We start from the raw sequence: 6,507 nt of genomic DNA, 5'->3' as shown, positions 1-6,507 counted from the left end.
GGTGGGATCGTTGCCTCCCCGAGGACGCCTGGTGACATCGGGGAGGCAACGATCCCGCGGGTGGTGGGGGGCCGGCTCACTCCCAGCGGAACCAGCGCGCGCAGGCCAGGCCCGCGACGAGGGCCCACGCGGTGAGGACGAGCAGCGGGACGACGGCGACCGTGCCGGTGGCGAGAGCCTGCCGGACGGCGGTCCCCAGGGCCCCCGAGGGCAGCACCCCGGCGAACGCGCCGAGCGGGGACGGCAGCACCAGCCCGCCCCCCGCGAGCAGCAGCACCCAGACGAAGTTGGCGACGGCGAGGGTGCCTTCGGCGCGGACCGTCCCGGCCAGCAGCAGGCCCAGCGACGTGAACGCCGCGACGCCGAGGAGCACGGCCGGAACGGCCGCGGCCAGGGCGGCGGCGTCGGGGGACCAGCCGAGGAACAGCGCGATGACGCCGAGCACGACGACCTGGACCACCACGACGGCCAGCACCGAGAGGACCTTCCCCACGAGCAGGCCCGAGCGGGCCAGCGGACTGGCCGCCAGCAGGCGCAGCACGCCGTTGCGCCGGTCGAACCCCGTCCCGATGGCCTGTCCGGTGAAGGCGGTGGAGACCACGGCGAGGGCCACGACACCCCCCAGGGCGAGTGCCGGGCGGTCGCCGGCGCCGAGGTCGAGGGAGGTGACGCGGGTGACCCCGACGAGCACCAGGGCGGGCAGGAGGAGGGTCAGCAGCAGCTGCTCGCCGTTGCGCAACGAGACCTTGGTCTCGAACGCGGCCTGGCGCAGCACCCGGCGGGCCAGCGGCGCCGCGGTGCCGGCGGGCGTGAAGTCGAGGGTCGTTCCACCGGACGTCATCGCAGGGTCCTCCCGGTCAGGTCGAGGAAGACGTCCTCGAGCGTCCGGCGCACCGGTCCGACCCCCTCGGCGAGGACGTCGTGGGTGGCGCACCAGTTGGTCACCGTCGCCACGACCCGCGGGTCGACGTCGATGCCGCTGACCAGGTACCGGCCGGTGTCGACCTCGGAGACGTCGGCGCCAACCGGCAGCGCCCGGGCCAGGGACTCGGTGGGCAGTCCCGGCCGCGACCGGAAGGCCAGCGAGGCGGGACCGCGGGTGAGCTCGTCGGGGGAGCCGGTGGCGACGGCCCGGCCGTGGTCGACGACGACGACGGAGTCGGCGAGGCGTTCGGCCTCCTCCATGAGGTGGGTGGTGAGCACGACCGCCACCCCCGCGGCCCGCACCTCGCGCACGACGTCCCAGACGGCGAGCCGCGCCTGCGGGTCGAGGCCGGCGCTGGGTTCGTCGAGGAAGACCAGCTCGGGCCGGCCCACGAGCGCGCAGGCCGTCGCGAGCCGCTGGCGCTGGCCGCCGGAGAGGCGGCGCACGCGGGTCTTCGCGAAGGAGGTGAGCCCGAGCCGCTCGGCGAGGGCGTCGACGTCGAGGGGGTCGGTGTGCAGCCCGGCGAGGTGGCGCAGCGCCTCGAGGGCCCCGACGCCGCTGGGCAGCCCACCGTCCTGAAGCATCACCCCGACCCGGGGCCGGAGCGTCGCAGCGTCCGCGACCGGGTCCAGTCCGAGGACGCGGACGGTGCCGGAGTCGGCGCGCTGGAGCCCCTCGCAGATGCCGACCGTCGTCGTCTTGCCCGCCCCGTTCGGGCCGAGCAGGGCCGTCACGCGACCGCGTTCGGCGCGGAAGGACAGGCCGTCGAGCACGGCGGGGCCGCCGGGGTAGGTCTTGCGCAGGTCGCTCACCTCGACGGCCGCGTCCTTGCGGAAGTCGCCCAGGGTCAGGGGTGAGGGGGAGCCGATCGCCACGAGGGTTGAGTCTACGAGCCCGGGTAGTAGCCACCCGACCACGTGGTCCAGGTCACCCGGTGGGGTGGTTGGGCGAGCGGCAGCCAATTAGGTAACATGGGTGTTGTGCAAATGGTGAGGCCGACCTTAGTTGGCGGTCCTGGGACTGGTGAGGACGCACGGACCCGTACCCGGGTGCGGGCGACCGTCGCCGAGTTCGGTCCCGTCACCGCCGCCCGCATCGCCGAACTGCTGGGCCTCACGGTCGCCGCCGTCCGGCGCCACCTCGACCCGATGGTGGCCGAAGGGGTGCTCGAGACCCGGGAGCCGCGTGCGGACGCCCGCCGCGGCCGGGGCCGGCCCGCCAAGGACTACGTGGTCGGCTCGGCCGGGCACGACGCCCTGCCGGCCGGCTACGACGACCTCGCGCTCTCGGCCCTGGCCTACCTCGCCGAGGTCCAGGGGCCGCAGGCCGTCGAGGACTTCGCGAACCGGCGCTTCGCCGCGCTGGAGCACTCCCTCGCCGGTCTGGAGGGGACGGTGCCCGAGCGGGTGCAGGCCCTCGTCGAGGCGCTGGCCGCCCAGGGCTACTCGGCCAGTTCGCGCCCGGCGGCGCGGGGAACAGCGGCCGAAGGGCTCCAGTTGTGCCAGGGGCACTGCCCGGTGCAACGGGTGGCCGAGTCCTTCCCGCAGCTGTGCGAGGCCGAGCGGCGCACGTTCGAGCGGATCCTCGGTACCCGTGTCCAGCGGTTGGCCACGCTCGCGCACGGCGACCACGTCTGCACCTCGTTCGTACCGCTCGAGGCGCTGACCCAGAACCAGCACGACCCGCAAGACGACACCGTGGCCACCGCCACGGGGGACCAGACGGAAGGACGACGCTCGTGACCGACACCGTGTCCGACACCCAGACCACCGCGGGCCCGCCCGAACTCGAGGGCATGGGCAAGTACGCCTACGGCTGGGCGGACTCCGACGTCGCCGGCTCGACCGCCCGCCGCGGGCTCTCCGAGGACGTCGTGCGCAACATCTCCTCGCTCAAGAACGAGCCCGAGTGGATGCTCGCCCTGCGCCTCAAGGCCCTGCGCCTCTTCGGCCGCAAGCCGATGCCGAACTGGGGTTCCGACCTCAGCGGCATCGACTTCGACAACATCAAGTACTTCGTCCGCTCGACGGAGAAGCAGGCCACCAGCTGGGACGAGCTCCCCGAGGACATCAAGGCGACCTACGACCGCCTGGGCATCCCCGAGGCCGAGAAGCAGCGCCTCATCGCCGGCGTCGCCGCGCAGTACGAGTCCGAGGTCGTCTACCACCAGATCCGCGAGGACCTGGAGGAGAAGGGTGTCATCTTCGTCGACACCGACACGGGCCTGCGCGAGCACGAGGAACTCTTCCGCGAGTACTTCGGCACCGTCATCCCCGTGGGCGACAACAAGTTCGCGTCGCTGAACACCGCGGTGTGGTCCGGCGGCTCGTTCATCTACGTGCCCAAGGGCGTCCACGTCGACATCCCGCTGCAGGCCTACTTCCGGATCAACACCGAGAACATGGGCCAGTTCGAGCGCACGCTGATCATCGCCGACGAGGACTCCTACGTGCACTACGTGGAGGGCTGCACGGCGCCGATCTACCAGAGCGACTCGCTGCACTCCGCGGTCGTCGAGATCATCGTGAAGAAGAACGCCCGCGTGCGGTACACGACGATCCAGAACTGGTCGAACAACGTCTACAACCTGGTCACCAAGCGCGCCACGGCCGCCGAGGGCGCGACCATGGAGTGGGTCGACGGGAACATCGGGTCCAAGGTCACGATGAAGTACCCCGCGATCTACCTCATGGGCGAGCACGCCAAGGGCGAGACGCTGTCCATCGCCATGGCCGGTGAGGGTCAGCACCAGGACGCCGGCGCCAAGATGGTCCACGCGGCTCCTTACACCGCGAGCTCGATCATCTCGAAGTCGATCGCCCGCGGCGGTGGCCGCACGTCCTACCGCGGGCTCATCCAGGTCCTCGAGGGCGCGCACCACTCGGCCTCCACGGTGCGCTGCGACGCGTTGCTGGTCGACACCATCTCCCGCTCGGACACCTACCCCTACAACGACATCCGCGAGGACGACGTCGTCATGGGTCACGAGGCCACGGTCTCGAAGGTCTCCGACGACCAGCTCTTCTACCTCATGAGCCGCGGCATGGCCGAGGACGAGGCCATGGCGATGATCGTGCGCGGGTTCATCGAACCCGTCGCGCGGGAACTGCCCATGGAGTACGCGCTGGAACTCAACCGCCTCATCGAACTGCAGATGGAAGGGGCCGTCGGCTGATGACCCTGCTCAACGAAGCCCTCGACGAGAGTCGCGCCGCTCAGAAGGGCGACACCACCGGGGCCCACAGCCACGGTGGCGGGACCGTCCCCGAGGCGTCCCGCGCCGAGCGCAAGACTTCCTTCGACGTGGCCGACTTCGTCGTGCCCACGGGTCGCGAGGAGGAGTGGAAGTTCTCGCCGCTGCGCGAGTTCGGCCCGCTCTTCGAGGCCGCGGACGCGGTCGCCGGGAACGCCGCGAGCGTCGAGGTCTCCGGCCCCGCCGTCGTCGAGCACCGCACCGGGACCCTCGCCGAGGTCGGTGCGGGGTCGGCGTTCGTGCCCGGTGACCGCGCCGCGGCCGCCGGCTGGAGCTCCACCGAGGTCGCGCACCTGGTGAAGGTGCCGGCCGAGGCCGAACTCGACGAACCCGTCCTCGTCACCATCCGCGGGGAGGCCGGTCGCACCACCGCCGGTCACGTCGTGGTCGAGACGGGGCACCACGCCAAGGCGCTCGTCGTGCTCTCGCACCTGGGCGGCGGCGCGCACCGCGGCAACGTCGAGGTCCGTGCGGGCGACGCCTCCGAGGTCACGGTCGTGTCGTTGCAGGAGTGGGACGCCGACGCGGTCCACATCGGTCAGCACGACGTGCGGGCCGGGCGCGACGCCCGCGTCCGCCACATCAGCGTCTCGCTGGGCGGCAAGGCCGTCCGGATCTCGGTGAACCTCAGCTACGCGGGCCCCGGCGGCGACGCCACCGCGCTCGGCGTCTACTTCGCCGGGGCCGGTCAGCACACCGAGCACCGCCAGTTCGTCGACCACGAGGCCGTCAACTGCAAGAGCTACGTCGAGTACAAGGGCGCGCTGCAGGGCCAGGGCGCGCACGCCGTCTGGATCGGCGACGTCCTCATCCGCGCCGCGGCCGAGGGCACCGAGACCTACGAGCTGAACCGCAACCTCGTCCTGACCGAGGGGGCGCGCGCCGACTCCGTGCCGAACCTCGAGATCGAGACCGGGCAGATCGTCGGCGCCGGCCACGCGTCCGCGACGGGTCGCTTCGACGACGAGCAGCTGTTCTACCTGCAGTCGCGCGGCATCACCGAGGACGAGGCCCGTCGACTGGTGGTCCGCGGTTTCTTCGCGAGCATCGTCGACAAGATCGGGATCCCGGACGTCTCGTCGCGTCTCATGACCACCATCGAACGCCAGCTCGCCGAGCGAGAAACCGTTGAGGAGAACTGAATGTCCACCCTGGAGATCCGCGACCTGCACGTGACGGTCGACGAAGCCGACGGCTCCGTGAAGGAGATCCTGCGCGGGGTCGACCTCACCATCAACTCCGGTGAGGTCCACGCCGTGATGGGGCCCAACGGTTCCGGCAAGTCGACGCTGGCCTACTCGATCGCGGGCCACCCCAAGTACACCGTCACCGGCGGCAGCGTCACGCTCGACGGCGAGGACGTCCTCGCGATGACCGTCGACGAGCGCGCCCGCGCCGGGATGTTCCTCGCGATGCAGTACCCCGTCGAGGTCCCCGGGGTCACCGTGTCGAACTTCCTGCGGACCGCGAAGACCGCGATCGACGGCGAGGCCCCCAAGCTGCGCACGTGGGTCAAGGACGTCAAGCAGGCGATGGACGACCTGAAGATGGATCCCACCTTCGCCGAGCGCAACGTCAACGAGCACTTCTCCGGCGGCGAGAAGAAGCGCCACGAGATCCTCCAGATGGAGCTGCTCAAGCCGAAGATCGCGATCCTCGACGAGACCGACTCCGGCCTCGACGTCGACGCGCTGAAGATCGTCTCCGAGGGCGTGAACCGCTCGCTCTCGACCGTGAACCCGGGCGTCCTGCTCATCACGCACTACACGCGGATCCTGCGCTACATCAAGCCGCAGTTCGTGCACGTGTTCGTCAACGGCCGGGTGGCCGAACAGGGCGGTCCGGAACTGGCCGACGCCCTCGAGGAATCCGGTTACGACCGCTTCCTCACCCATGCCTGAGGAGGCCCTGGTGAGCGAGACAGAAACTCCGGCCACGACGGCGGCGACCACCACGTCGGCCAGCGGACCGACGCCGGCGGCCATCGCCGACATCGAGGAAGCCCTCAAGGACGTCATGGACCCCGAACTGGGGATCAACGTCGTCGACCTGGGCCTCATCTACGGGTTGACGGTCTCCGACGACAACGTCGCGACCATCGACATGACGTTGACCAGCGCGGCCTGCCCGCTGACCGACGTCATCGAGGACCAGACGCAGCAGGCCCTCGTCGACGTGGTGGCCGACCACCGCATCAACTGGGTGTGGATGCCGCCGTGGGGTCCCGAGAAGATCACCGACGACGGCAAGGACCAGTTGCGGGCGCTCGGCTTCAACGTCTGAGCAGGTACGCCGCACCACAGGGGCGCGGCACCGGGAAACCCGGTGC

The 6,507-nt window shown here is 71.0% G+C and carries 7 protein-coding genes; 5 read left to right on the top strand and 2 right to left on the bottom strand.

What is annotated here, in order from left to right; translation table 11 throughout:
• Positions 1-76: 76 nt before the first annotated feature.
• Complete coding sequence (locus tag AC0I8G_RS24595) at positions 77-841, bottom strand: ABC transporter permease (protein WP_471732290.1); 765 nt, start codon at positions 839-841, stop codon at positions 77-79.
• A complete protein-coding gene (locus AC0I8G_RS24590) occupies positions 838-1,800 on the bottom strand; it encodes an ABC transporter ATP-binding protein (RefSeq protein ID WP_471732289.1) in 963 nt (320 codons plus the stop codon). Before AC0I8G_RS24590 ends, AC0I8G_RS24595 begins: the two co-directional genes overlap by 4 nt.
• A gap of 42 nt (positions 1,801-1,842) precedes the next feature.
• On the opposite strand from AC0I8G_RS24590, the gene AC0I8G_RS24585 reads away from it, so the two are divergent.
• From AC0I8G_RS24585 to AC0I8G_RS24565, 5 genes are read left to right on the top strand one after another with little or no spacing between them, the layout of a single operon-like run.
• Entirely contained in the window at positions 1,843-2,667 is an 825-nt protein-coding gene (locus AC0I8G_RS24585) for a helix-turn-helix transcriptional regulator (protein ID WP_471732288.1), read from the top strand.
• 53 nt (positions 2,668-2,720) lie between these two features.
• Complete coding sequence (gene sufB, locus AC0I8G_RS24580) at positions 2,721-4,100, top strand: Fe-S cluster assembly protein SufB (protein WP_328296296.1); 1,380 nt, start codon at positions 2,721-2,723, stop codon at positions 4,098-4,100.
• Positions 4,100-5,320, top strand: a complete 1,221-nt coding sequence (sufD, locus tag AC0I8G_RS24575; RefSeq protein ID WP_471732287.1) for a Fe-S cluster assembly protein SufD — start codon at positions 4,100-4,102, stop codon at positions 5,318-5,320. The genes sufB and sufD overlap by 1 nt, the downstream gene beginning before the upstream one ends.
• Complete coding sequence (gene sufC, locus AC0I8G_RS24570; RefSeq protein WP_380256446.1) at positions 5,321-6,079, top strand: Fe-S cluster assembly ATPase SufC; 759 nt, start codon at positions 5,321-5,323, stop codon at positions 6,077-6,079.
• 10 nt (positions 6,080-6,089) lie between these two features.
• Complete coding sequence (locus tag AC0I8G_RS24565; protein ID WP_471732286.1) at positions 6,090-6,461, top strand: metal-sulfur cluster assembly factor; 372 nt, start codon at positions 6,090-6,092, stop codon at positions 6,459-6,461.
• Positions 6,462-6,507 lie beyond the last annotated feature (46 nt).

The sequence above is a fragment of the Kineococcus sp. AC630 genome (assembly GCF_979255925.1).
This window is presented reverse-complemented; position numbering and strand designations above follow the sequence as displayed.

What these genes read in the sequence shown, in the direction of transcription:
- AC0I8G_RS24595 (WP_471732290.1), bottom strand. Translation starts at nt 841, where the DNA reads ATGACGTCCGGTGGAACGACCCTCGACTTCACGCCCGCCGGCACCGCG.
- sufB (WP_328296296.1), top strand. Translation starts at nt 2,721, where the DNA reads ATGGGCAAGTACGCCTACGGCTGGGCGGACTCCGACGTCGCCGGCTCG.
- sufC (WP_380256446.1), top strand. Translation starts at nt 5,321, where the DNA reads ATGTCCACCCTGGAGATCCGCGACCTGCACGTGACGGTCGACGAAGCC.
- sufD (WP_471732287.1), top strand. Translation starts at nt 4,100, where the DNA reads ATGACCCTGCTCAACGAAGCCCTCGACGAGAGTCGCGCCGCTCAGAAG.